This is a genomic window from Bacillus sp. AK128, assembly GCF_053903075.1.
Genome location: NZ_CP096379.1, coordinates 2,744,766 through 2,770,813, shown reverse-complemented (window position 1 = coordinate 2,770,813; position 26,048 = coordinate 2,744,766). Strand labels below are relative to the sequence as shown.

Below are 26,048 nucleotides of genomic sequence, written 5' to 3'. Positions count from 1 at the left end.
GGTAGGTGTTTTTATTGACTGAGCTAGGACAGCATTTAAAGCAAGCAAGGGAAGAAAAAAACATATCACTTGAGGAATTACAGGGTATAACTAAAATTCAAAGGCGTTATTTACAACATATCGAAGAGGGAAATTATGATGGATTGCCTGGCCTTTTTTATGCGCGTGCCTTTGTTAAACAGTATGCTGAGGCAGTGGGCTTAGATTCGGAGAGAGTTTTTGAGGAATTTAAGGATGAATTACCAAGTGCTAAGAACGAAGCAATACCTGAGCAACTTTCTCGTGTTAAAAAGGCAAGAGCAGATGTTAATACAAAGGATTCGAAATTCCTTCAGTTTTTTCCAAGGATTCTTGTAACAGTTATTTTGATAGGGATTGCCTTTACAGTATGGACTGTGTTTCAGAATAGACTACCTACTGACCAAGTGGAGGAAAGTCCTGAAACAGAAACAGGTGCAGAGGTAGAGGAAAATGCAGAAAATCCACTTCAAACTGCAAGTTCAGAATCGGAAGAATCCGAAGAAGACTTAGAAGAAACCGAGGAAGAAGCTGTTGAGGAAGAGGAAGAAGTTGTTGAACCTGTTCAGCAATTTGAGCTAATAGAATCCTCTGGACGAAATTTCACTTACAAACTAACTAATACAGATCAATTTATTGTTGATGTTTCAACAACGGGTGAAACATGGCTTATCTTGGAAAATGGAAAGAATAAAAATTTCTTTAGTGGAATGCTGAACACGATTGAAGGCGATCAAAGTCCTGACCGAACTACTTATGATTATTCAAATGAGACAGAGGCATATATAAAGTTGGGGAAGGCGGTCGATTCTGTACTTGTCATTAATGGTCAAACCATTGAATTGCCTGCAGAACCGACAGGTGTACAGGAAATAACTGTTCTCTTTGAAAAAAGTAACGAATAAAATCACATAAAATTGTAATAAAGTATACACGGACATTGTTTATAGTGTATACTAACTGCTGCCCACTCAACATGTGGGCTTCTTTTCATCTATATGGCTGAAAGTGAATAAGGGGGTTTAACCATTGAATTTACCAAATAAAATTACTGTTTCTAGGATTTTTCTTATACCATTATTTCTAATTGTCACATTAGCGCCATTTTCATGGGGTGAAATTGTAGTAGGTGAATACTCTATTCCTGTTACTCATTTAGTAGGGGCAATTATTTTCATCATCGCATCCTGTACGGATTGGATTGATGGCTACTATGCTAGAAAGCTTAATATGGTAACAAACTTAGGGAAATTTCTAGACCCATTAGCAGACAAGCTATTGGTGTCAGCAGCTTTAATTACACTAGTAGAACTCCAATTAGCTCCTGCCTGGATGGTAATTGTGATTATTAGTCGTGAATTCGCTGTGACAGGTCTCCGACTTGTTTTAGCGGGTGAAGGAGAGGTTGTAGCTGCCAATATGCTGGGGAAGATAAAGACATGGGCTCAAATCATTGCTGTGTCAGCATTACTGCTACACAATTTCCCATTTGTATGGTTAAACATACCATTTGATATGATCTCTTTATGGGTGGCTGTTTTCTTTACCATTTATTCAGGATGGGATTATTTTGATAAAAATAAAAAATTATTTCTTCAATCAAAATAGTTTAGGAGTGAGTGAGACATATGAATGCAGAAGTTATTGCAGTAGGTTCTGAATTACTCCTTGGTCAAATAGCTAATACGAATGCTCAGTTTTTATCAAAGCAATTAGCAGAGCTTGGCGTGAATGTTTATTATCATACAGTAGTTGGTGATAATTTAAATAGGCTTAAAGAGTCTATTAAGCTAGCAGAACAAAGGGCAGACCTCCTGATTTTTACCGGTGGACTTGGTCCGACGAAGGATGATCTAACAAAAGAAACAATTGCTTCTGTTTTAGGCAAAAAGCTTGTAATGGATGAGGAAGCTCTTGATTCAATAGAACGTTACTTTCAGAAAGTAGATCGAGTGATGTCTGAAAATAATAAAAAACAAGCACTAATACTAGAGGGTTGTGACGTTTTACCTAACCGCAACGGAATGGCACCTGGTATGTTTGTTACGGTAGATAAAGTATTTTATATGCTATTACCCGGTCCACCAAAGGAAATGCAACCGATGTTTTTGAATTTTGGACGACCAGCCATTATGAAGGAATTGAAAATACAAGAAAGAATAGAGTCTAGAGTCCTACGCTTTTTTGGTATTGGAGAGTCGCAGTTAGAAACAGAGATTACTGACTTAATAGATGAACAAACTAATCCAACGATTGCTCCGCTGGCTGGAGATTACGAGGTTACATTGAGACTAACAGCCAAGCATCAAACCTTAGAGGGAGCAACTCAATTATTAGACAAAGTAGAAAAGCAAATTACTGACCGTGTGGGAGAGTTCCTTTATGGCTATGGAGAGACATCACTTAATATCGAAGTGTTAAGGCTCCTTCAACAGAAGAAGTTAACGATCTCAGCCGCTGAAAGTTTAACGGGTGGACTGTTTACACAACGACTAACCTCTATTTCTGGTGCTTCTAATGTGGTGAAGGGCGGTATTGTTTGCTATACAAATGAAAGTAAGAGAGATGTACTTAAAGTTAGTCCTGCAATCCTTGAAAAAGAAGGGGCTATTAGTGAACAATGTGCAAAACAGCTTGCAGAAAATATTAAAGACTTGATGAACGCAGATATAGGTATTAGCTTCACTGGTGTTGCTGGTCCTGATTTGTCAGAAGGTAAACAAGTTGGTACAGTATTTATTGGCCTTGCGATGCCAAACAATAAGTCAGAAGTATTTGCAATCAAGCTTGCAGGAGGACGGGAAGCAATTCGAGAGCGTTCAATTAGATATGGTCTCTATTTTATAATGAAAGAACTTTTATAGCTTAAAAAACCAATGGTTTTACTGTTGGTTTTTTAATTTTTATAGGTAATGACAAATATACTGAATTTTAATGGTTCTCTAGTGCTAGCCTCTCTAAGTCAATTAGGAAATTACATCTATTTTTTATTAAAATTAAATTTTTCAATATATTTCTTTCCTAAAATGCTATTTTCTTATAGAGAAAATGGTGTTTTCTTGATGGATTACCAATTAATTTTTACGAATAAACGTTCGACTTTTTGCTTGGCAAAAGATGAAAAACAGGTTATAGTATAAATAGTTTCATAGAATAAAGGAGGAAATTAAGTGAGCGATCGTCAAGCCGCCTTAGATATGGCTTTAAAACAAATAGAAAAGCAGTTCGGTAAAGGTTCTATTATGAAGTTAGGAGAGCAAACAGATCGAAAGGTATCTACATCCCCAAGTGGTTCTCTAGCATTAGATGTTGCACTAGGTGTAGGTGGATATCCAAGAGGTCGTATTGTTGAAATATATGGTCCTGAATCTTCAGGTAAAACAACAGTTGCCCTTCATGCTATTGCAGAAATTCAGCAAAATGGTGGACAAGCAGCATTTATTGATGCTGAGCATGCGTTAGATCCTGTATATGCACAAAAGCTTGGGGTAAACATCGATGAACTCTTACTCTCACAGCCTGATACTGGAGAACAAGCATTAGAAATCGCTGAGGCATTAGTTCGAAGTGGTGCTGTTGATATTATCGTTATTGACTCAGTAGCAGCACTTGTGCCAAAGGCTGAAATTGAAGGTGAGATGGGAGATACCCACGTTGGTCTTCAGGCTCGATTAATGTCCCAAGCATTGAGAAAACTGTCTGGGGCTATTAATAAATCGAAAACACTTGCGATCTTTATTAACCAGATCCGTGAAAAGGTTGGGGTTATGTTTGGTAATCCTGAAACAACTCCTGGTGGACGTGCACTTAAATTCTACTCCTCTGTTCGTTTAGAGGTACGTCGTGCTGAAACGTTAAAGCAAGGAAATGACATGGTTGGTAATAAAACAAAAATCAAGGTTGTAAAAAATAAAGTTGCGCCTCCTTTCCGTACAGCAGAAGTAGATATTATGTATGGAGAAGGAATTTCTAAGGAAGGCGAAGTGCTTGATATGGCTTCTGACTTAGATATTGTTCTAAAGAGCGGTGCTTGGTATTCATACAAAGAAGAACGTCTTGGCCAAGGTCGTGAAAATGCCAAGCAGTTTTTAAAGGAAAATGTATCAATGCGTCTTGAAATTCAAAAGGCAGTTCGTGAGCATTACGGACTTGATGGAGTCAAAGTACTTCCTGAAAACGAAGATGAAATCTTTGATCTAATAGAAGAATAAGAAGAGGAAAAGACGCTGGGACATAAGTATTTCAGCCAGTTATAATAACCCGAACTATTAGGTGATATTTTAAAGTATCTTTCACCTACTAGATCGGGTTTTTTTTACTTTGCATACTATTTTAAAAACTAGTGAAATGGAGCCGAAGACACTCGACTCCTGCGGGAGGTAGAGGAAAGGCTGAGACCCCGCAGGCGTAGCCGAGGAGGCTCAGATTCCTCCCCGCGAGTGACTGTAGCGGAATGGAACAACCTTGTTCTTACAGTTTATCTGGTTTATAAGTAATAGAGTAAACGAAAAAAAGTTTGTCCCAGGAGACTGCTGAAATTATCGGCAATCTAAAGTTACCGCAATGAAATTAAAAAGATTAGGGGATGATTTTAAACATTCCCTAATCTTTTTTCGTATTTTGTGTTTTGAAAGGCAAAATAAAGGGTTATTTCTAACCCTTTAACGTAATAATTCGTTTCATATTCACTACGAAGAGAGTGGTTGCACTTTGTATGTGCATACCTAAAAGACCATGGGATTGGCTTTTTTTAAAACCATGGCGATTCTTTAACTCTGCATTTTTAGCCTCAATCATATACCTGCTTTTTGCTAGCTCCTTGAACTCATCTGTTTCCTGAAAAAGTTGGTGTTCTTCATGAATTTTATCCTTCTTCAAAGTTACGGTATACGTTTTACTTGCAGCTCCTTCTGTATAACAGCCTTCTCTAAGTGGACAAACCTTACACTTTTCAATATCAAAGTAGTGTGTTTCTCGTAATACTGTTCCTTCAGTCGCATGTTTCTTCTTTCCATGTAAGGCTTTCTTAATCGCCATATGCCCAGCTGTACATACATATCGCCCGGCATCCTTATTGTATTGAAATTCTCCTGATGCCCTTTTGTTTCCCTCTGAAACAGTCTTGCTTAATTTCGATACTAACTTAATTTCTTTCTCTTTCGCATATTCAATCATATCCTTCTCAGAGTAAGCCCCATCGCCAATAAATACTTTTACCTCAATTCCGTTTTCAACAGCTTTCTCAATTAGCTCTTTTGCTTGCTTTCCGTCGTGCTGTTCCCCAGTTGTAACAATTGCCGATGTTACAATACGCTCTGGAACCATTGCGATGTGAGTTTTGTATCCAAAAAATGAAGAATCCGAACTCTTATGTCCTACTTTTGCATCTTTTTCCACCGTTGAATTCAGGTGTTCGATATCATCATTTACGATCTCTTCTAATAAGTTCGCTTTTAATTTCACGTCTTCTTTGATATATAATCTCTCATCTTTTTTAATGATCTCAATTAATTGATTACAATAATTGATATGATCTAGTAGTTCATTCGTACCAGGCTTAGTTGGCATCTTATCTTTATAGGTTTCGTCTTGTTTATAAACGCTCTTTCTAAGTTGTTTGGACTGTTCAATCAATATTTCAATGGGTGATTTAGAGTTAAACATACTGTCCGTATGGGTTGAATCCACAATAATCTGGTTAGATTTAATCAGACCTTCCTGTAAGGCAATCTCAACCGTCTTTTTAATTAGTAAATCTAATAATGAATCGTCTTGTAGACGCAGTTTTCTAAATTTCGTTAGGCTTGTAGGATGCACAATTTTATCTTCGGGTGCTACATCTAAAAAGTATTTAAATGACATATCAAATGTCGCTCTCTCAATTAAATCTCGATCAGACATGGGGTACATTACTTTAAGGAGTAATAATTTAAACATCATAATAGGACATTTAGCTGTAGCACCAAATGCCTCATTATACATATCTTTTAACTCGTCATAGATAAATTCAAAATCAACTAGGTTATTAAATTTCCTCAAGAAATGATCTTTCGGGATTAATATATCATAAAGTGCACTATATGAACTGAGCACTAATTCTTTTTTAGGTAGCATAGTTTCACCAATTTTCTAATGTATTCTTTCACTATGATACCATTTCCCCTCACCAACTGAATCAAATGTATACAAAAAAGGAAGAGTTTCCTCTTCCTTTCAACACAAGGGTATTAATGAGACTTTTTCAGCAGTCTCTTGTCCCAGCCTCTTTCTTTTTATTCACTACTTAAAATATTGGCAGTTAAATCAGAACAAATGGCTTAGAATTATAAACTATTCAAACAAGTTATCTAACAATTGGGACAACCCTTGACAATAAAATTTTCCACCTATACAATTAATATGTATATTTACTATCTTATTTATACTGTAAGATGCGAAAAATACGTAATTTGAAACCAAATGTTCAACATAGAGTGAATAACTGCTATTTGAACGAACCTATATGGCCTTTGGCTGTATATTGAACAGAAGTAGTAGAGTACCAGCTGACATTTGTTCATTCAATTAGAATCTTAGAGTGTGTTCAAAGTGAGTCAGTAGTCATGTCAAGTCGGCTCCAGCATGAGTTACCACACTGTTCAGAATGTAGCAATACTTCGATGTGAACGAATTGTTTACAAGTTAAAGTAGAAGGTAAATCGAACATTACTGATACATGAGGATCGGTAAGGCAGCCAGCAAGAGGTAATGGCTTTCTTAGACTATTTGAACATCCTCTTAAGCAAGGGGAGGTGAAATGATGAGTAGTAGTACAATTATTACAGTCATCTCCATTTTGCTTACCGCAATCATCAGTGCAGTTGTTGGATATTTCGTTCGTAAATCTATTGCAGAAGCTAAAATTGCCGGCGCAAAATCTTCAGCCGAGCAAATAGTAGAAGATGCAAAACGGGAAGCAGATGCCATTAAAAAGGAAGCATTGCTTGAAGCCAAGGATGAAATTCATACTCTCCGTACAGAGGCAGAACAAGAAATTCGTGATCGTAGAAACGAACTTTTAAAACAGGAAAATCGTTTATTACAAAAAGAAGAGAACCTTGATCGCAAGGATGACCAGCTAGATAATCGTGAAGCGATGTTAGAAAAGAAAGAAGGATCTCTAGCACAAAAACAACAGCATATTGAAGAGATGGAAAGCAAAGTGGATGAGATTGTGAAAAAGCAGCAAACAGAGCTTGAGCGCATCTCTAGTTTAACTCGTGATGAAGCAAGGAATATCATTCTCGAGAAAATGGAGAATGAGCTATCCCATGAAACTGCAGTCATGATTAAAGAAAGCGAGCATCGTGCAAAAGAAGAGGCTGATAAGAAAGCAAAGGAAATTCTTTCATTAGCTATCCAACGTTGTGCGGCGGATCATGTTGCAGAAACAACTGTATCAGTTGTAAACCTTCCAAATGATGAGATGAAGGGTCGAATTATTGGTCGAGAAGGACGTAATATCAGAACTCTAGAAACCCTAACAGGGATTGATCTCATCATTGATGATACACCTGAGGCCGTTATATTATCAGGTTTTGATCCAATTCGACGAGAAACAGCTCGTATGGCTTTAGACAAGCTTGTTCAAGATGGGCGGATTCACCCAGCCCGTATCGAGGAAATGGTTGAAAAATCTAGACGTGAAGTGGATGAGTACATTAGAGAAGTTGGAGAACAAACAACCTTTGAAGTAGGGGTTCATGGACTACATCCTGATCTAATCAAAATACTTGGAAGATTAAAGTATCGTACAAGTTATGGTCAAAATGTACTTAAACATTCAATGGAAGTGGCATACTTAGCGGGATTAATGGCTGCTGAACTTGGCGAGGACGAAATCCTCGCACGTCGAGCAGGATTACTCCATGACATTGGTAAAGCAATTGACCATGAAGTAGAAGGTAGTCACGTAGAAATTGGTGTAGAACTTGCGACGAAGTACAAGGAACATCCAGTCGTGATCAACAGTATTGCTTCTCACCACGGTGACACTGAACCAAAATCAGTCATTGCTGTATTAGTTGCAGCAGCTGATGCATTATCAGCGGCTCGTCCTGGTGCAAGAAGTGAAACGCTTGAAAACTATATTCGCCGCTTAGAGAAGCTTGAAGAGATATCTGAATCCTATGAAGGCGTTGAGAAATCTTTCGCTATTCAGGCTGGTCGTGAAGTGAGAATCTTAGTTAAACCAGATACAGTAGATGATTTGCAAGCTCATCGTTTAGCAAGAGATATCCGTAAACGAATTGAAGAAGAATTAGACTATCCTGGGCATATAAAGGTAACGGTAATACGTGAAACTAGAGCTGTTGAGTATGCGAAGTAAAGCGACGTTTAAAACGTCGCTTTATTTTTTGTAGTTGTCTTAGTCTCGGTTGACTAAGATTGATGCAAAGGTAGAGGGACAAGGTGGACTTAACTTTTAATTAAATGTGTATGAATTGGAATGAAGGACTACTTGATTAAGAGAAGACGTTTATAAAATTTTTACAACAGTTTTTGCAAAATTAAATCGTATGTGACAAACTAAGTTATACATATGGCAATAACAAAGGAGTAACCGTTTATGAGGATCTTATTTATTGGTGATGTTGTAAGTTCGCCTGGTAGAGATATGGTACAGCAGTATCTTCCACAGTTAAAGCAAAAATATAAACCAAATGTAACTATTATCAATGGAGAGAATGCTGCAGGTGGTAAAGGTATAACTGAAAAAATATATCGGCAATTTTTAGAGTGGGGGGCTCAGGCCATTACTCTTGGAAATCATACGTGGCATCATAAGGATGTTTTTGAGTTTATCGATGAAGCAAAATATTTAGTTCGTCCTGGTAACTTCCCGGAAGGTAATCCTGGTGTTGGGATTGTTTACCTTAAGGTGAATGCGACAGAGGTTGCTGTTATTAATTTGCAGGGAAGAACATTTCTCCCATCTATTGATTGTCCGTTCAGAAAAGCTGATGAGTTAGTCAACGAAGCAAGAAAGAGGACTCCGTATATCTTTGTAGACTTTCATGCAGAAGCAACTAGTGAAAAGCAAGCAATGGGCTGGTATTTAGATGGGCGTGTATCCGCGGTAGTTGGGACACATACCCATGTTCAAACCTCAGATGAACGTCTATTAGCAAAGGGGACAGCTTATATAACAGATGTGGGGATGACAGGACCATACGACGGAATTCTAGGTGTAGAACGAGATGCGGTGTTGAAGAAGTTTTTAACGGAGCTTCCTTCCAGGTTTGAGGTAGTGAAGGATGGCCGAAATCAATTAAATGGTGTCATCATTGACCTTGACCCTAAGAATGGAATGGCTACGTCAATTAAACGAATATTGATAAATGATGACCATCCATATTTCTCATAATCTTCCTGTTTATTTGGTTGATTTAGAATTTTTAGAAAAATTACATAAAACAAGCAGGAATATACGCAGTTCCTCGTGAATATAGTATCAGTGAAATGATATTTTTTTATAATTATTCTATCGAACACACATCATTTACTGAAATGTACAAGGAGGAACTAAAAAAATGGAAATTTTAAAAGTTTCGGCAAAATCTAATCCAAATTCTGTAGCTGGAGCTCTAGCTGGAGTGCTAAGAGAAAGAGGTGCAGCAGAGATTCAAGCAATTGGAGCAGGTGCATTAAACCAAGCTGTAAAGGCAGTAGCAATCGCCAGAGGTTTTGTCGCTCCAAGTGGGGTAGATTTAATCTGTATCCCTGCTTTTACAGATATTATGATAGACGGTGAAGAACGTACGGCTATTAAGCTAATTATTGAGCCAAGATAAATCTGTAGTAGATACCTGACCATATAGATAGAACCTGTTTCCATTGTGAGCAGGTTTTTCTTTTTGGATATAGAATAATGAGATATGCTAATAAAAGGAGAGACATATATGAAAATTTTTGATGCACACTGTGATGTACTTTATAAATTATGGTTAAATCCAACTCTACAGTTTCAAAATAGTGAGGATTTGCATATTAATTTTGACAGATTAGAAACAGGGAGTGCTGGAGTTCAATGTATGGCCATCTATATTCCTGAAGAGGTTCCTTATCAAGAAAGGTTTGAAGCAGCACTAGAAATGATAAATATTCTGTATGAGAAGATTCTACCAATCTATCCAAGTATTAAGCTTGTTAGAACAAAGCATGATATCCAAGCTTTAAGGGACGATGAAATAGGGATTATTCTAACGCTTGAGGGCTGTGATGCGATTGGAACAAGTGTAAGTAGATTAAAAACCTTATTTCATCTAGGGGTAAAATCAGTGGGGCTAACATGGAATTATAGCAATGCTGTAGCAGATGGAATATTAGAGCCACGCGGAGCAGGTCTATCTCTGTTTGGAAAAAAAGTAGTAGAAGAGAATAACCGTTTTAAGGTTTGGACGGACGTATCACATATTTCATTAAAAGGGTTCTGGGATGTAATGGAACTAGCAGAATATCCAATTGCCTCTCATTCAAACTCAATCAAATTATGTAACCACCCAAGGAATTTATATGATGACCAGATTACAGCTCTCATTAAGAAAGATGGAATGATTGGTATAAACTTTGTTCCTTATTTTCTGACGGACAAGCCAGTTGCGACTATTAAGGACGTATTGTATCACATTGATTATTTTTGCTCGCTAGGTGGCGAGAAGAATATTGGCTTCGGATCAGATTTTGATGGAATCTCTCAAACTGTTTCCGGATTAGAGCATTTTGGTCAATATAAGCAGTTAGTAGAAGAGCTTTATAAACACTACACATCGGAACAAGTTTCCAACTTTTGTTATAAGAATTTCTTTAATCATCTACCGGAGTAAAGGGTTAAAAGATTATATTATTTAAATTCATAAAAATTATTCATATTTTCCCGATTAATTGGTTCTAAAGGGTTGCAATTTCCTTGTGATAGGTCTAGAATTGTAAGCGTTTAGTATATATCTATTCTATTAATTTAGATGAAAAAAATACTAACCGCGAGTTTGTTCAGGAAGTTTCCGATTTCTAAATTGCTTATGATGTGACAGGTGTATTATGCTTCCTATTACATAACAATTGGCTAACTTTTTGGGCATCTATATATTATTAAACTATAATTTAATAGAATGAACGTAATTCAAAGGGGTGTAAACACATGATCAATCAACTTTCATGGAAAGTTGGAGGACAGCAAGGGGAAGGTATTGAAAGTACAGGAGAGATTTTTTCTATTGCGTTAAATCGTTTAGGATATTATTTATATGGTTATCGCCATTTCTCTTCTCGTATTAAAGGTGGACATACTAATAACAAAATTCGTGTTAGTACAACACAAGTTCGTTCCATTTCAGATGATCTTGATATTTTAGTAGCGTTTGACCAGGAGACAATTGATGTAAACTTCCATGAGTTACGTGATGGCGGTATTGTTATTGCTGACGCTAAGTTTGAGCCTACTATTCCAGATAGCTCAAATGTTACTTTATATTCTGTTCCATTTACTGAATTAGCAACAGAACTAGGTACTTCTTTAATGAAAAACATGGTAGCAATTGGTGCAAGCAGTGCAGTAATGGACTTAGATATTGAAGTGTTTAAAGAAGTTGTACAAGAAATATTTGGACGTAAAGGTCAACAAATTGTTGATAAAAATATGGAAGCGATTAAACAAGGCTTCGAATTTGTTACAAGCCAAGCGGGTGAGAACATTCAAACGATGCAGCTTGAAAAGGCTGATGGGAAAAAGCGTATGTTCCTAATTGGTAACGATGCAATTGCTATGGGTGCCCTTGCAGGTGGAACTCGTTTTATGCCAGCATATCCAATTACACCAGCTTCAGAAATCATGGAATACCTTATTAAAAAGCTACCAAAGTTTGGTGGAACTGTTATTCAAACTGAGGACGAAATTGCTGCATGTACAATGGCAATTGGTGCGAACTATGCGGGTGTTCGTGCATTAACTGCATCTGCTGGTCCTGGACTTTCCCTAATGATGGAAGCAATTGGTCTTTCAGGTATTACTGAACAGCCTTTAGTTATTATTGATACACAGCGTGGTGGTCCATCGACTGGATTACCTACTAAGCAAGAACAATCAGATCTAATGGCTATGATTTATGGTACTCATGGAGAAATTCCTAAGGTTGTAATGGCTCCAAGTACTGTACAGGAAGCTTTCTATGATATTATTGATGCTTTAAATATTGCAGAAGAATATCAAGTTCCTGTTATCCTTTTAACTGACCTTCAACTATCATTAGGTAAGCAAACGGTTGAACCATTAGAGTTTGATAAAATTGAAGTTCGCCGTGGAAAGTTACAAGCTGGTGAACTAGCAGAACAAGAAAATAAAGAATACTTCAAGCGTTTCGAAGTAACAGAAGACGGCGTATCTCCTCGTGTTATACCAGGTATGAAAAATGGTATTCACCATGTTACAGGTGTAGAACATGATGAAACTGGTAAGCCGTCAGAATCTCCAACTAACCGTAATGCACAAATGGATAAGCGTTTACGTAAGTTAAATAACTTGAAATTCAACACTCCTGTTCATGTAAATGCAAAGCACGAAGAAGCTGATATCCTATTTGTTGGATTCAACTCAACTCGTGGTGCAATTGAAGAGGCAATGGAACGTTTTGACCTAGAGGGAACAAAAGTAAATCATGCGCATGTTCGCTTAATTCACCCATTCCCAACAGAGGAAATTCTTCCTTATGTAAAGTCAGCTAAAAAGGTTGTCGTGGTTGAAAACAATGCTACTGGCCAATTAGCGAATATTTTAAAAATGAATGCTGGTTACGGTGAGAAGGTCACTTCATTATTAAAATATGACGGAAACCCATTCCTGCCTAAGGAAATTCACAACAGAAGCAAGGAGTTGTTATAATCAATGGCAACATTTAAAGATTTTCGTAACTCTGTAAAACCTAACTGGTGCCCAGGATGTGGAGATTTCTCCGTACAAGCAGCGATTCAGCGTGCAGCTGCAAATGTAGGATTAGAGCCTGACCAATTAGCAGTAGTTTCTGGTATTGGATGTTCTGGTCGTATTTCAGGTTATATCAATGCATATGGCTTCCACGGTATTCATGGTCGTTCATTACCAATTGCTCAAGGTGTAAAGATGGCAAATAAGGATCTAACAGTTATCGCTTCAGGTGGTGACGGAGACGGATTTGCAATCGGCCTTGGACATACGATTCATGCAATTCGTCGTAATATTGACGTAACTTATATCGTAATGGATAACCAAATTTATGGATTAACAAAAGGTCAAACATCACCACGTAGTGATGTTGGATTTAAAACAAAGAGTACTCCACAAGGATCTATTGAGTCTGCTCTTAATGTAATGGAAATGGCCCTAACAGCCGGAGCTACTTTCGTTGCGCAAAGCTTCTCAACAGACCTAAAAGAGCTAACTGCATTAATTGAAGCTGGTATCAACCACAAAGGTTTCTCTTTAATCAACGTATTTAGTCCTTGTGTAACTTATAATAAAGTAAACACTTATGACTGGTTTAAAGAAAATCTTGTAAAGTTAAGTGATATTGAAGCTTATGATCCAAATAACAAAATGACAGCTATGAAGACATTAATGGAAAATAGAGGTCTTGTTACTGGATTAATTTATCAAAACACGGAACAAAAATCGTATCAAGAACTTGTTGCTGGTTACAGTGAATCTCCACTTTCTGAGTCAGATCTTAATATCTCAGAAAAGCAGTTTGACGAGCTGGTTGCTGAGTTTATGTAAACGTATAATAGCCATTTCCCCTTGGGAAATGGCTTTACTATTTGTAAAAATGTATAATTAGTGACATGAGACTTTTCCATTGTTTTAAAAGTGGTTAACCTATATACTATGGTAATGTGTATAGATTTTATGTATTTTTTTGTTCTTGAAATTATCACCATTTAGAAAGGAGCCTTTCAATGAATGAAAAGCAGCGTTTAGAACAAACCGCACAAATTAAGACTGTAGATTCTTCGGACAAAAAATCCGACAAGGACTATAGCAAATACTTTGACTTCAGCGGTGCTAAAGTAGTAAAACAAGAGGATGGCAAGACAACCTATAGACTAAGTGGCCGTAATATTACGATTAATGACGCACCGAATCTTGCAGAAGGCAAGAGACGTGGGAAAGAATCTATTAATTATATTGATCAGTTTGAAATAACACCAGAGTTACAAGGAATCGGACAAGGCAAGAAATTCTTGATCAATACGTATGGCTGTCAAATGAACGAACATGATACTGAAGTAATGTCAGGTATCTTTATTCAACTTGGCTATGAACCAACTGAAACAGTTGACGATGCAGATGTTATCTTATTAAATACCTGTGCAATTCGTGAAAATGCAGAAAACAAAGTATTTGGTGAAATTGGACATCTTAAGCCACTAAAGAAGGATCGACCTGACTTATTAATCGGTGTATGTGGATGTATGTCTCAGGAAGAGTCAGTCGTTAATAAAATTCTTCAGAAGCATCCGTTTATTGATATGATTTTTGGAACTCATAATATTCACCGACTTCCGCAAATACTGAACGAAGCCTACCTATCAAAGGAAATGGTGATTGAGGTTTGGTCCAAAGAAGGCGATGTCATTGAAAATCTTCCAAAGGTACGTAAAGGTAGTATCAAGGGTTGGGTAAACATTATGTACGGCTGTGATAAGTTCTGTACGTACTGTATTGTTCCGTATACCCGTGGTAAAGAAAGAAGTCGTCTACCGGAAGAAATTATTCAAGAAGTTCGCAAGCTTGCTGCCCAAGGGTATAAGGAAATTACTCTCTTAGGTCAAAACGTAAATGCGTATGGTAAAGACTTTGAGGACCTACAATATGGTCTTGGCGACTTGATGGATGAACTACGAAAAATAGATATCCCGCGTATTCGATTTACGACAAGTCATCCAAGAGATTTTGATGATCGGTTAATTGAAGTACTGGCTAAAGGTGGAAACTTACTAGATCATATTCATCTTCCTGTTCAATCTGGTAGCTCAGAAATCTTAAAGCTTATGGCTCGTAAATATTCCCGTGAGCATTATTTAGAGCTTGTTAGAAAAATTAAACAAGCGATTCCAAACGCTTCACTAACAACAGATATTATTGTTGGGTTCCCAAATGAAACAGACGAACAATTTGAGGAGACATTGTCTCTTTATCGTGAAGTGGAATTCGATTCAGCATATACGTTTATTTATTCTCCGCGTGAGGGAACGCCTGCTGCTAAAATGGAAGATAATATTCCTATGGAAGTTAAAAAGGAACGCCTGCAGCGCTTAAATGCGCTTGTAAATGAAACATCTGCTAAAAAGCTTAAAGAGTACGAAGGGCAAGTTGTAGAGGTTTTAGTAGAAGGTGAAAGTAAAAACAACCCTGAAGTTTTAGCGGGGTATACTTCAAAAAGTAAGCTTGTAAACTTTAAAGCTCCTAAATCAGTTATTGGTAAAGTAGTGAAGGTAAAAGTCCTAAAAGCTAAGACATGGACATTAGATGGAGAAATCGTTGAGGAAATGGCTGAGGTGAATTAATATGGCAACTTATACAAGAGACGAAATCATCAATAGAGCAAGAGATCTTGCAAAAATGATCTCACAAACAGAAGAAGTAGACTTCTTCAAGCGTGCAGAAGCGCAAATTAACTACAATACAAAAGTGCAAGAAATGATAAGTAAAATTAAAAATCTACAAAAAAATGCTGTTAATTATCAACATTACGGTAAGCATGAGGCATTAAAGAAAGTTGAAGCACAAATTGACCAATTACAGGAAGAGCTAGAAGCGATTCCGGTTGTTCAAGATTTTAAAACATCACAAGTTGATGTAAACGATCTTCTTCAGCTTGTTGCAAATACAATCTCTAATACGGTTACTAATGAGATAATCGAAGCAACTGGTGGAGACGTTTTACGTGGTGAAACTGGATCAAAGGCAAATGGTAAGGGCTCTGCTAGTAGTTGTGGAGATGGCTGCGGTTGTCATTAATAATGTAAGGTGTAGAAGGATCTCTTCTACACCTTTTTATATGGTGTTTTCTTGATTTTTAACAAAATAAATCCTCTAACTAAATAATTTTTAGTACATATCTGGGCATTCGTGCATACAATGAACTAAACCGCCTAATTTTGCTGATTATGAAATTTTTTTCTTTCTTAAAAAAATTAGTAGCACACTAGTCATTTGTCACGCATAGGATGAAATGTAGATTGAAATGAGGAGGGTTTGTTCTTATGTCCCAATACAGAGAGATTATTACAAAGGCTGTTGTTGGAAAAGGAAAGAAATTCACGCAGTCAACACATACCATTTCACCTTCACACAGACCAACAAGTATCTTAGGATGCTGGGTAATTAACCACGTATATAATGCAAAAAAATGTGGGGATGTTGTGGAAGTTGATGGCCGCTATGATATTAACGTATGGTACTCTTACAACGACAATACAAAAACAGAAGTTGTAACAGAAACTGTATCATACAAGGACGCTGTGAAGCTTAAATATCGTGATGAGAATTTCTTTGGTGATGACCATGAGGTTATTGCCCGTGCCATCCAACAACCCAATTGTTTAGAAGCTACCATTTCACCAAATGGTAACAAGGTGGTTGTTCAGGTAGAAAGAGAATTTTTAGTTGAAGTCATTGGAGAAACTAAAGTTTGTGTTGCTGTCACTGAAGATGGCTGTGACGATAACTTTGATTTCGATGTAGATGATGAGGATTTTGAAGATTTAGATCCAAACTTCTTATTAGGCGATGAAGAAGAGTAACAACGAACTAGGGAGGTAAACTTCCTAGTTTTTTTTGTATTTATCTTGTGATCTCCATTCCAGTATACCGTAATATTAACTAATTATTTTTACATGTATGTAAACATTGCTTCATTCCCCTTAATAACACATCCATTCACGCCTGCTTTTCTATTTTTACCAAAGTAGAAATTTGTAGAATTATGCTATAATAGAGACAAAGTTTTAAAGGAAGTTACGGGGGATAATTAATGGCCACATATACGCCTATGATACAGCAATATTTAAAAATTAAGGCAGAATACCAAGATGCCTTTTTATTTTTTCGCTTAGGGGATTTTTATGAAATGTTTTTCGAGGATGCTGTTCGAGCGGCTCACGTTCTCGAAATTACCTTAACAAGCAGAGAAGGTGGGAGCGACGAGCGCATCCCGATGTGTGGGGTGCCTTATCATGCGGCTCCCAACTATATTGAACAACTAGTCTCGAAGGGCTATAAGGTTGCAATCTGTGAACAGGTGGAAGATCCGAAGCAGGCTAAAGGAGTTGTTAAGAGAGAGGTTGTTCAGTTAATTACACCAGGAACAGTAATGGAAGGGAAGAGCTTAGAAGATAAGCAGAACAATTATATCGCTTCACTTTCCGAATTTGATGGTGGGAACTTTGGTTTTTGCTATAATGACCTAACTACTGGAGAACTTCAGCTTACCCTTCTAAAGGATTGGAACGAGGTTTTGGGTGAAGTCTTATCGACAGGAGCTAGAGAAATTGTTGTCGCTTCTTCTCTTGGAGAAGAAAAACAAAAACAATTACAGGATCGTTGCTTTGTAACAGTTTCCTTTGAGAATTTAGAGATTAAATTTGAGGAAATTGAACCTATACTAGCGGAACTTCAAGGGGACAAGCTAAAATTAACTGTATCCCGTTTACTTCACTATTTAATTCGCACACAGAAAAGAAAATTAGATCATATTCAAGCACCAATATATTATACGGCTCATCAATTTATGAAAATTGATATGTATTCAAAGCGAAATCTGGAATTGACTGAAACAATCAGGTCTAAAGGGAAAAAAGGTTCCTTGTTGTGGCTGTTAGATGAAACGATGACAGCTATGGGAGGAAGGCTTTTAAAAGCATGGATTGATCGACCACTTATTGATACGGAAAAAATAAAGGGTAGACATGATATGGTGGAAGTACTTCTAACTCAGTTCTTCGCTCGGAGTGAACTGCGCGAGAAGTTAAAGGAAGTCTATGATATTGAGAGACTAGCTGGAAGAGTTGCATTTGGTAATGTAAATGCTCGAGATTTAGTTCAGCTAAGAAGGTCCCTTCAACAGATTCCATCTATTCAGGCTACTGTTGAAGAATTAGAGCTCCCTTATGCCAAAACATTAGCGAGTAATATGGACGGCTGTGAAGAGTTATTAGACTTATTGGAACAATCGTTAAAGGAACAGCCCCCTCTAAGTGTAAAAGAGGGTGATATGATTAAAGATGGATATCATGACCAACTCGACAAGTACCGAGATGCAAGCCGGAACGGAAAAACCTGGATTGCAGAGCTTGAGCAAAAAGAAAAAGAGCTAACCGGAATTAAATCCCTTAAAATTGGCTATAACCGTGTGTTTGGATATTATATTGAAGTGACAAAATCGAATATTAATCTTCTGCAGGAAGGGCGCTATGAGAGAAAACAAACATTAGCTAATGCAGAGCGTTACATTACCCCTGAATTAAAGGAAAAGGAATCTTTAATACTAGAAGCAGAGGAAAAAATTGTTCAACTGGAATATGATTTGTTTTTATCACTACGTGAACAAGTAAAGGAATTCATCCCAAGATTGCAGCGATTGGCTAAACTTGTTAGTGAAGTGGATGTCTTACAATCGTTTGCAGTCGTTAGTGAGGAGCGGCATTTTGTAAAGCCAGAAATGTCAAAAGACCACCAGCTGAGAGTCCTAAATGGGCGTCACCCGGTCGTTGAAAAAATGATGGATACACAGGAGTATGTTGCCAACGATTGTATCATGGATGATGAACGTCAGGTTCTGCTTATTACTGGTCCAAATATGTCCGGGAAGAGCACATATATGAGACAGATTGCTTTGACCTCAATTATGGCTCAAATTGGTTGCTTTGTTTCTGCTGAGGTGGCTATATTACCTATTTTTGATCAAGTATTTACTCGAATTGGAGCAGCCGATGATTTAATCTCTGGTCAGAGTACTTTCATGGTAGAGATGCTAGAAGCAAAAAATGCTATTTCTAATGCTACACAGGATAGCCTAATTCTTTTTGATGAAATCGGAAGAGGTACATCTACCTATGATGGGATGGCTTTAGCTCAGGCGATTATAGAATATATACATGAACACATAAAAGCAAAGACTCTATTCTCTACTCACTATCATGAGCTTACTTCCCTAGAAAAGGAATTGGAGCATTTGAAAAATGTTCATGTTAGAGCAATTGAGCAAAATGGTAGAGTAGTATTTTTACACAAGGTCCAGGAAGGAGCTGCTGATAAAAGCTATGGAATCCATGTAGCTGAATTGGCAGAGTTACCAAAGAAGTTAATTTCAAGAGCTCGCGACTTACTGCTGACCTTTGAAGGAGAAAAGCAAGTAGCTCAAGAGAAGGTTGTTGAACCTAAGGTAGAAGGAGAAAGACAACTATCCTTCTTTGCTGAACAAGCAGCTACTGTAAGAGAAGTAAGCTTAACAGATCAAGAAAAGGAAGTTCTTAAGTTAATTAAATCGATTCCGTTAATGGAAATGACACCAATGGATGCGATGAATAAGTTATATGAAATACAGAAGAAACTAAAGAAATAAAAAGGGGGAGAGCTAGTGGGGATTATTAGGAAACTAGATGATGCACTCTCCAATAAAATAGCAGCTGGTGAAGTAGTTGAGCGTCCTGCCTCTGTCGTGAAGGAATTAGTTGAAAACTCAATAGATGCTGGTAGTACAATCATCGAGATTGAACTAGAAGAGGCTGGTCTTTCTAAAATCAGGATTATTGATAACGGACACGGAATCGAAGAGGATGATTGTTTAGTAGCCTTTGAACGACATGCGACTAGTAAAATTAAAGATGAAATAGATCTGTTTCGGATACGTACTCTAGGTTTTCGTGGAGAAGCCCTACCAAGTATCGCATCTGTATCAGAGTTAGAAATTAAAACATCTACCGGTACTGGTCCAGGAACGCTAGTCTATTTAAAAGGTGGAAGAATAGAAAAACATGAAAAAACGAGTAGTCGAAAAGGGACTGAAATAACCGTTCAAAATCTATTTTTTAACACACCAGCAAGACTAAAATACATGAAGACGATTCATACCGAGTTAGGGAACATTACGGACACAGTGAATCGTATTGCGATGGCCTATCCAGGTGTATCGTTTAAGCTGACTCATAATGGAAATCGGATTTTGTATACCAATGGTAGTGGTAACGTCCTACAAGTATTAGCTTCTATTTATGGAATGTCCATTGCTAAAAAGCTTATTCCAATTAATCTAGAATCACTAGATTTTAAAATAAGCGGGTATATCTCCCTTCCAGAAGTGACAAGAGCTTCTAGGAATTATCTATCTGTTATTATCAATGGACGATATATAAAAAACTTTCCAATAAGTAAAGCTATTCAAGATGGATACCATACATTATTACCGATTGGTCGTTTCCCTATTGTTCTTGTTGAAATCGAAATGGACCCACTGCTCGTAGATGTAAACGTCCATCCTGCTAAGCTTGAAGTTCGAGTGAGTAAAGAGGCCGAGTTACATGATCTTCTTAAAGAGGGAATCAAATCACTTTTTAAGAAACAACAGCTAATACCAGCTGTACAAGCTCCAAAGACCTCTGTAAAGCCAAAGGAGTCCGTCCAAGAGGCATTTAAATTTACTCATGCTCCACAAACATTAATAAAAGAAGAGCAAAAGTATGATTTTACTCCATTTTTTAATGAGAGTCAGTCAAAACTAGGTGTGGACAAGTCTTCTGTTGAGGATGAAGTAGAACCAATTATTGAAATCACTATTGACGATGAAAATCAGAACGAGGAACTAGAAACTAGCACTTTACCCTTAGCTGAAGAGAAGGGTGAACGAATTCCTCCTCTTTATCCTATTGGACAAATGCATGGAACGTATATCCTTGCTCAAAACGAAAATGGGTTATATATTATCGATCAGCATGCTGCTCAAGAACGAGTAAAATATGAATTTTTCAGGGAGAAGGTAGGAGAGGTAAGAAGAGAACTACAGGACCTATTAGTTCCACTTACACTTGAATATTCACATAATGAATATGTTATCATCGAGGAACATAAGGAATTATTAAATGAGGTAGGTATATTTCTTGAGGACTTTGGGCCTCAAAGCTATATCATAAGGGCACACCCACAGTGGTTTCCAGATGGATATGAGACAGAGGTAATCGAGGAGATTATCCAACAGGTACTAACTACTAAAAAAGTAGATATTAAGAAGCTGAGGGAAGAAGCTGCGATTATGATGAGCTGTAAAGGATCGATTAAAGCGAATCATTACCTACGTGAGTCCGATATCTTTTCACTTTTAGAGTCTTTACGACTTTCAGAGGATCCATTTACTTGTCCTCATGGAAGACCAATTATCATCCATTTCTCTACCTATGAAATGGAAAAGTTATTTAAGCGTGTAATGTAGAAAAGCTGTGTGAAACAGCTTTTCTTTCATTTAGCTATTAAAATTTATTTCTTTACGAATGATTTGCTTTTATTTGGGCATAATAATTTGATGTTGCTACAATGTCTTATAAATATAGGCATCATACTTATGGTAAAATAAAGCATAAAGTAGAACGGTAGGAACGAGGTAGAAGATAAGGGCATGAATAAGGAGAAGCTAGTAGTTATTATAGGACCAACAGCTGTTGGAAAGACAAAGCTAAGTATCGAACTGGCTAAAAGGTTCAATGGGGAAATTATAAGCGGGGACTCCATGCAAATTTATCGTTCCATGGATATAGGAACAGCCAAAATAACGGCCGAAGAGATGGACGGAATTCCTCATCATTTAATTAACATAAAAGAGCCTACTGAACCATATTCTGCTGCAGAGTTTCAAACGGATGTTAGGAAATTAATTAAGGATATTAATGAGCGTAATAAACTTCCCATCATCGTCGGAGGAACAGGTTTATATATTCAATCTGTTATTCAAGATTACCATTTTTCAGACCAAGGTAAAGACTTAACCGTTAGAGACCAGCTAGAGAAAGAAGCACAGGAATATGGCATTGATGTGTTAGTAGACCGACTTAAAATGGTGGATCCGGTAGCATCAGAGAAAATTCACCCAAACAACCATCGACGGATAATCAGGGCACTTGAAATCTACATAACAACTGGTAAAACAATGAGTGATTATATCGATGATCAAGATGAAGAGACTCTTTATGATGTAGCTTTAATTGGTTTAACTCTTGATAGAGAACTCTTATATGACCGAATCAACAAACGAGTAGATGTGATGATTGAACAAGGATTGGAGCAAGAGGTTAAACGTTTATACCAACAAGGAATAAAGGACGTTCAATCGATCCAAGCAATTGGCTATAAAGAGTTATATCAATACCTTGATGGATTGATTACCTTTGCTGAGGCAGTGGAACTTCTAAAAAGAAACTCGAGAAGGTATGCAAAACGCCAGTTAACCTGGTTCCGTAATAAAATGGATGTCCATTGGTTTGATATGACAAATGAAGAGTATGAAAAAAAGTTCACTGAAATAATTCATTATATAGCAGGAAAGCTAGAGATTTAATCGAAATAGAACAGTATAGAGAAATGAGGAGGGCTTATCATGAAGCAGTCAATTAATATCCAGGATCAGTTTTTAAATCAGCTTCGTAAAGACAACGCATTTGTAACGGTGTATTTATTAAATGGATTTCAATTAAGAGGAATCGTAAAAGGCTTTGATAATTTTACTGTTCTTTTAGAATCTGAAGGAAAACAGCAATTAATTTATAAACATGCCATTTCAACTTTTGTCCCACAAAAGAACGTACAACTAGAACTTGATCAGCAATTATCATAACCTCGTTTACTCGAGGTTTTTTTGTTGTAAAAGAAAATACCTAGCCTTATATGTAGTAAGTGCACCTTAATAACCTAGCTTTAACCAAGCTATTAGGCCTTCTAGATTCCTTATGGTCAACATAACTATCTAATATTATGAATAGAATGATTGAATAGCATTAATATGGTTACACTGGTTAAGTACAACGTATAATTACTCAGTATTTCTTGGGAAACCGCATAAACAGACAAAATATTGAATGCATCTCCGAAAAATGACTAGAATTGTAAAACTTTTTGTTACAATTCTAGTCATTTTTTAACTTTTTTATAGAAAATTAGGCTTTTGTCACATTTTTCAAAGTACCAACGTATAATGTAATGAAATGAGAGGTGAAAGTCCTTGGATCAACCAATTAAGTTAAAAAACAATGGACAAATAAATATTATTCTTCATGATCAAAAAAAACAACATTCTCATTCCACTAAATTGGAGCGTGAGCCTTATCCGATGGTAGAGGCTCCAGTTAAACACCCTGAACTTAAGCACATAGAAGAAGAATTGGCCGATCTGGTTGGATTGACTGAAATGAAAAAGATGGTAAAAGAAATTTATGCATGGCTATACATTAATAAAAAAAGAGAAGAACAAGGGCTTAAAGTAGGCAAGCAAGTGCTCCATATGCTTTTTAAAGGCAATCCTGGTACTGGTAAAACAACAGTAGCAAGATTATTGGGAAAGCTGTTTCTACAAATGAACGTCCTTTCAAAAGGTCATTTAATTGAGGCAGAACGGGCAGATTTAGTAGGGGAATATATTGGTCACACTGCCCAGAAAACCCGTGATCTCATAAAAAAAGCAATGGGCGGTATTTTATTCGTAGATGAAGCGTATTCCTTAGCTAGAGGTGGAGAAAAGGATTTTGGGAAGGAAGCAATAGATACATTGGTGAAGCATATGGAGGATAAGCAGCATGATTTTATTTTAATTTTAGCAGGTTATTCTCGTGAAATGGAAAATTTTCTTTCTTTAAATCCTGGTTTGAAATCTAGGTTTCCTGTGGTTTTGGACTTTCCGGATTATTCAGTAGAACAGTTAATGGAAATTGCTAAGAGAATGCTCTCAGATAAAGAGTATCAGTTAACAAAAGATGCGGAATTAGAACTTAGAAACCACTTAAAGGAAATTTTACTGCAGAACCACCGCTCATTTAGTAATGGGAGATATGTACGAAATGTAATTGAGAAGACTATTCGTTCCCAAGCAATGAGGTTATTGAGGAATGAAGCTTACGAGAGGCAAGATTTATTAACCATTCAAAGGTATGATTTAGAATTTGGAGTGGAAGTGTAAGGAGCTACCCAATAAGGGTAGCTCCTTAATTGTTTTAGGGCTATTTTCCAAAACCGAAAAACTCTTTAATACGTCTAATTACCTCATTTGACTTCGGTTCTGGCTTCTGATCTAATTCCTTTTCAAGGCTATCTAATATATTTAGGCTAGAGACTTCTGGCTCTTCTAATTCATGGTTAGTTATAGGCTCTTCTATAGCCTCTGTTTTTTTCTCTAGTCGTCTTTTGGCATTACGCTTATTGACCATATCAATTAACTCATCCATTGCTTTATCGTTTAGGGACTTTAATTGGGCCGAAAATTGTTCTTTATCCAAAGTTCTCCCTCCTTACTTATTCTAATTAGTTCTTACAAAACATCTAGCTTAACAACAATTGCAATTAGGATTTGGAGTAAAGCTTGGATGTTAACAGTTATATCTGTATCGGTAGTCACAACTGTCACGCATTTTGAGTTTTCAATAACAGTTTTCTGGAAATTTGATTGCTTGGTTTTAACCAACTGTTCGAACTCTTGTGCTACAAGACTTGAGCGCTCTGTATCTCCGATTGTTACACTAATTACAGCTACGATTGCTGCTTGAAGTGCTAACTGAAGTGAAACTGCTGCCTGAGTGTCAGTAGTTTGAACATCAACTTCTTCAGAATCCTTAATAAAAATCAATTCCTTTGATCTTTGCTTACTTACTACCTTTTGTTCTGCCATTTGATCGACTGCAGCATTTTTTGAACAGTGATGATCTAAAGCTTTCCACTTTTTATCTGCCATTTTGGCACCACCCTTTCATTTTTTTTATAAAATATCAAGCTTTGCTACAAGAGCTAGCATGACTTGCAGAAGTGCTTGTATATTAACGGCTATATCAGTATCGGTTGTCATAATGGATACTTTTCTACTATTTTCTACAATAATTTTTTGTTTGTTAGACTGATAGACTTGTAAGTGCTGGACCATATCCTGTACCACAGCTCTAGACCGATCACTATCACCAATCGTGATGGTTAAAACGAGAGCGATTGCTAATTGTAAAGCAACCTGAAGTCCAATAGCAGCCTGCGAATCTGTGGTTTGTATGGTGACTTCATAAGAATCTCTTACAATAATTGTTTCGTCTGAATCTTGTTCTGTAAAGGATAACTGGTCAGCATCTTCTAAAACAGTTGATTCTGTTTTATCAGACTTAGACCACTCTTCAGAACTCAAAGCAGACCAACTTTCATTTTGTTCACTCACTGAGGTGCATCTCCTTTACAAAAGTTTTAGCTGTTTGTTAGATGTCTATTAAAAGACATCTAATCTAACAACTAGAGTTAGCAATACTTGAAGAAGTGCTTGAATATTGACTGTTACATCTGTATCTGTAGTAGTAACTTTGACTGCTTTAGAATTCTCAATAACTGTAAGTTGCTGATTTTTTTGTTCTGACGCAAACTTTTGCATAATTTCTTGAGAAACGGCTTGACTTCGATCAGAATCACCAATAGTTACACTAATTACTAGAGCGATAGCTGCTTGGATTGCGACTTGTAATGATACAGCAACTTGAGTGTCTGTTGATTGGACATACACATCCACCGAATCTTTAATAATAATCCCTTCGTGTGAATCCTGTTCATTTACAGATAATTGATCTGCATCTTGATTAACAAAAGCGTCAACTTCATTGTTGTTATGCTTTCTTTTTCTTCTTTTCTTTCCCATTCTATAATCACTCCTTTTTCCTTTGATAGAATATACTATGGTTAAAATCTATTAAGGTCTGTGCGAATCTACTAGGACAACCATACATTTTTATAAATTGTTTTT

General features: G+C 36.9%; 22 protein-coding genes and 1 pseudogene. 18 read left to right on the top strand and 5 right to left on the bottom strand.

From position 1 onward, the window contains the following. The first annotated feature begins 14 nt into the window (after positions 1–14). The 4 genes from M1D60_RS13855 (at position 15) to recA (ending at position 4,229) form a co-directional block, all read left to right on the top strand. Entirely contained in the window at positions 15–923 is a 909-nt protein-coding gene (locus M1D60_RS13855; RefSeq protein WP_456275428.1) for a helix-turn-helix domain-containing protein, read from the top strand. Between the two features lie 124 nt (positions 924–1,047). Beyond that, positions 1,048–1,626, top strand: coding sequence for a CDP-diacylglycerol--glycerol-3-phosphate 3-phosphatidyltransferase (gene pgsA, locus M1D60_RS13850; RefSeq protein WP_456275427.1), 579 nt, complete (start codon positions 1,048–1,050; stop codon positions 1,624–1,626). 20 nt (positions 1,627–1,646) lie between these two features. Continuing rightward, complete coding sequence (locus tag M1D60_RS13845; RefSeq protein ID WP_456275426.1) at positions 1,647–2,882, top strand: competence/damage-inducible protein A; 1,236 nt, start codon at positions 1,647–1,649, stop codon at positions 2,880–2,882. A 306-nt stretch (positions 2,883–3,188) separates the two neighbouring features. Further along, positions 3,189–4,229: a recombinase RecA gene (gene recA, locus M1D60_RS13840; protein ID WP_456275425.1), complete on the top strand. Its 1,041-nt coding sequence runs from the start codon at positions 3,189–3,191 to the stop codon at positions 4,227–4,229. A 442-nt stretch (positions 4,230–4,671) separates the two neighbouring features. Here recA and M1D60_RS13835 read toward each other — a convergent pair whose 3' ends face one another. Beyond that, on the bottom strand, positions 4,672–6,132 hold the full coding sequence (locus tag M1D60_RS13835) for an IS1182 family transposase (protein ID WP_456275424.1): 1,461 nt from the start codon (positions 6,130–6,132) through the stop codon (positions 4,672–4,674). Between the two features lie 685 nt (positions 6,133–6,817). Between M1D60_RS13835 and rny the strand changes: the two genes are divergently transcribed. The 14 genes and pseudogenes from rny to spoVK all read left to right on the top strand — a co-directional run bounded on the left by rny (position 6,818) and on the right by spoVK (position 24,242). After that, positions 6,818–8,386 (top strand): ribonuclease Y, encoded by a 1,569-nt coding sequence (gene rny / locus M1D60_RS13830; RefSeq protein WP_456279450.1) that lies wholly within the window; start codon positions 6,818–6,820, stop codon positions 8,384–8,386. 240 nt (positions 8,387–8,626) lie between these two features. Then, positions 8,627–9,424 carry a TIGR00282 family metallophosphoesterase gene (locus tag M1D60_RS13825; RefSeq protein ID WP_456275423.1) on the top strand — a complete coding sequence of 266 codons (798 nt, stop codon included), beginning with the start codon at positions 8,627–8,629 and terminating at the stop codon, positions 9,422–9,424. A gap of 166 nt (positions 9,425–9,590) precedes the next feature. After that, positions 9,591–9,851 carry a stage V sporulation protein SpoVS gene (gene spoVS, locus M1D60_RS13820; RefSeq protein ID WP_101593997.1) on the top strand — a complete coding sequence of 87 codons (261 nt, stop codon included), beginning with the start codon at positions 9,591–9,593 and terminating at the stop codon, positions 9,849–9,851. 108 nt (positions 9,852–9,959) lie between these two features. Continuing rightward, positions 9,960–10,883: a dipeptidase gene (locus M1D60_RS13815; RefSeq protein WP_456275422.1), complete on the top strand. Its 924-nt coding sequence runs from the start codon at positions 9,960–9,962 to the stop codon at positions 10,881–10,883. 314 nt (positions 10,884–11,197) lie between these two features. Beyond that, positions 11,198–12,951: pseudogene (locus M1D60_RS13810) on the top strand (2-oxoacid:acceptor oxidoreductase subunit alpha). After that, a complete protein-coding gene (locus M1D60_RS13805) occupies positions 12,938–13,804 on the top strand; it encodes a 2-oxoacid:ferredoxin oxidoreductase subunit beta (protein ID WP_456275421.1) in 867 nt (288 codons plus the stop codon). Before M1D60_RS13810 ends, M1D60_RS13805 begins: the two are co-directional and overlap by 14 nt. Before the next feature lie 179 nt (positions 13,805–13,983). Further along, positions 13,984–15,594 carry a tRNA (N6-isopentenyl adenosine(37)-C2)-methylthiotransferase MiaB gene (gene miaB, locus M1D60_RS13800; protein ID WP_456275420.1) on the top strand — a complete coding sequence of 537 codons (1,611 nt, stop codon included), beginning with the start codon at positions 13,984–13,986 and terminating at the stop codon, positions 15,592–15,594. Position 15,595: 1 nt separating this feature from the next. Beyond that, entirely contained in the window at positions 15,596–16,048 is a 453-nt protein-coding gene (locus M1D60_RS13795) for a RicAFT regulatory complex protein RicA family protein (RefSeq protein ID WP_456275419.1), read from the top strand. A gap of 245 nt (positions 16,049–16,293) precedes the next feature. Next, positions 16,294–16,833, top strand: a complete 540-nt coding sequence (locus M1D60_RS13790; protein WP_456275418.1) for an outer spore coat protein CotE — start codon at positions 16,294–16,296, stop codon at positions 16,831–16,833. 230 nt (positions 16,834–17,063) lie between these two features. Then, positions 17,064–19,652 carry a DNA mismatch repair protein MutS gene (gene mutS, locus M1D60_RS13785; protein WP_456275417.1) on the top strand — a complete coding sequence of 863 codons (2,589 nt, stop codon included), beginning with the start codon at positions 17,064–17,066 and terminating at the stop codon, positions 19,650–19,652. Between the two features lie 15 nt (positions 19,653–19,667). Beyond that, positions 19,668–21,512 (top strand): DNA mismatch repair endonuclease MutL, encoded by a 1,845-nt coding sequence (mutL, locus tag M1D60_RS13780; RefSeq protein ID WP_456275416.1) that lies wholly within the window; start codon positions 19,668–19,670, stop codon positions 21,510–21,512. A gap of 183 nt (positions 21,513–21,695) precedes the next feature. Next, complete coding sequence (miaA, locus tag M1D60_RS13775) at positions 21,696–22,631, top strand: tRNA (adenosine(37)-N6)-dimethylallyltransferase MiaA (RefSeq protein ID WP_456275415.1); 936 nt, start codon at positions 21,696–21,698, stop codon at positions 22,629–22,631. 39 nt (positions 22,632–22,670) lie between these two features. Beyond that, positions 22,671–22,907, top strand: a complete 237-nt coding sequence (gene hfq, locus M1D60_RS13770; RefSeq protein ID WP_456275414.1) for an RNA chaperone Hfq — start codon at positions 22,671–22,673, stop codon at positions 22,905–22,907. A gap of 384 nt (positions 22,908–23,291) precedes the next feature. Further along, positions 23,292–24,242 carry a stage V sporulation protein K gene (gene spoVK / locus M1D60_RS13765; RefSeq protein ID WP_456275413.1) on the top strand — a complete coding sequence of 317 codons (951 nt, stop codon included), beginning with the start codon at positions 23,292–23,294 and terminating at the stop codon, positions 24,240–24,242. 40 nt (positions 24,243–24,282) lie between these two features. Here the strand turns inward: spoVK and M1D60_RS13760 are convergent, their stop codons facing one another. Genes M1D60_RS13760 through M1D60_RS13745 form a run of 4 tightly spaced genes read right to left on the bottom strand, consistent with a single transcriptional unit; the run spans position 24,283 to position 25,943 of the window. Continuing rightward, a complete protein-coding gene (locus M1D60_RS13760) occupies positions 24,283–24,558 on the bottom strand; it encodes a hypothetical protein (protein ID WP_456275412.1) in 276 nt (91 codons plus the stop codon). Positions 24,559–24,590: 32 nt separating this feature from the next. Next, positions 24,591–25,010 carry a spore coat protein gene (locus M1D60_RS13755; protein WP_456275411.1) on the bottom strand — a complete coding sequence of 140 codons (420 nt, stop codon included), beginning with the start codon at positions 25,008–25,010 and terminating at the stop codon, positions 24,591–24,593. 24 nt (positions 25,011–25,034) lie between these two features. Beyond that, a complete protein-coding gene (locus M1D60_RS13750) occupies positions 25,035–25,475 on the bottom strand; it encodes a spore coat protein (protein WP_456275410.1) in 441 nt (146 codons plus the stop codon). A 48-nt stretch (positions 25,476–25,523) separates the two neighbouring features. Further along, the gene (locus M1D60_RS13745) at positions 25,524–25,943 is read right to left on the bottom strand and encodes a spore coat protein (RefSeq protein WP_456275409.1); all 420 of its coding nucleotides are present in this window, start codon (positions 25,941–25,943) and stop codon (positions 25,524–25,526) included. Between the last annotated feature and the right edge of the window lie 105 nt (positions 25,944–26,048).

Bases quoted from the DNA above. Each gene is read 5' to 3' on its own strand.
- spoVS (WP_101593997.1), top strand. From the start codon at position 9,591: ATGGAAATTTTAAAAGTTTCGGCAAAATCTAATCCAAATTCTGTAGCT.
- M1D60_RS13805 (WP_456275421.1), top strand. From the start codon at position 12,938: ATGGCAACATTTAAAGATTTTCGTAACTCTGTAAAACCTAACTGGTGC.
- M1D60_RS13845 (WP_456275426.1), top strand. From the start codon at position 1,647: ATGAATGCAGAAGTTATTGCAGTAGGTTCTGAATTACTCCTTGGTCAA.
- M1D60_RS13755 (WP_456275411.1), bottom strand. From the start codon at position 25,010: ATGGCAGATAAAAAGTGGAAAGCTTTAGATCATCACTGTTCAAAAAAT.
- rny (WP_456279450.1), top strand. From the start codon at position 6,818: ATGAGTAGTAGTACAATTATTACAGTCATCTCCATTTTGCTTACCGCA.
- M1D60_RS13745 (WP_456275409.1), bottom strand. From the start codon at position 25,943: ATGGGAAAGAAAAGAAGAAAAAGAAAGCATAACAACAATGAAGTTGAC.
- mutS (WP_456275417.1), top strand. From the start codon at position 17,064: ATGGCCACATATACGCCTATGATACAGCAATATTTAAAAATTAAGGCA.
- hfq (WP_456275414.1), top strand. From the start codon at position 22,671: ATGAAGCAGTCAATTAATATCCAGGATCAGTTTTTAAATCAGCTTCGT.
- M1D60_RS13825 (WP_456275423.1), top strand. From the start codon at position 8,627: ATGAGGATCTTATTTATTGGTGATGTTGTAAGTTCGCCTGGTAGAGAT.
- miaA (WP_456275415.1), top strand. From the start codon at position 21,696: ATGAATAAGGAGAAGCTAGTAGTTATTATAGGACCAACAGCTGTTGGA.
- M1D60_RS13790 (WP_456275418.1), top strand. From the start codon at position 16,294: ATGTCCCAATACAGAGAGATTATTACAAAGGCTGTTGTTGGAAAAGGA.
- M1D60_RS13795 (WP_456275419.1), top strand. From the start codon at position 15,596: ATGGCAACTTATACAAGAGACGAAATCATCAATAGAGCAAGAGATCTT.
- miaB (WP_456275420.1), top strand. From the start codon at position 13,984: ATGAATGAAAAGCAGCGTTTAGAACAAACCGCACAAATTAAGACTGTA.
- M1D60_RS13835 (WP_456275424.1), bottom strand. From the start codon at position 6,132: ATGCTACCTAAAAAAGAATTAGTGCTCAGTTCATATAGTGCACTTTAT.
- M1D60_RS13815 (WP_456275422.1), top strand. From the start codon at position 9,960: ATGAAAATTTTTGATGCACACTGTGATGTACTTTATAAATTATGGTTA.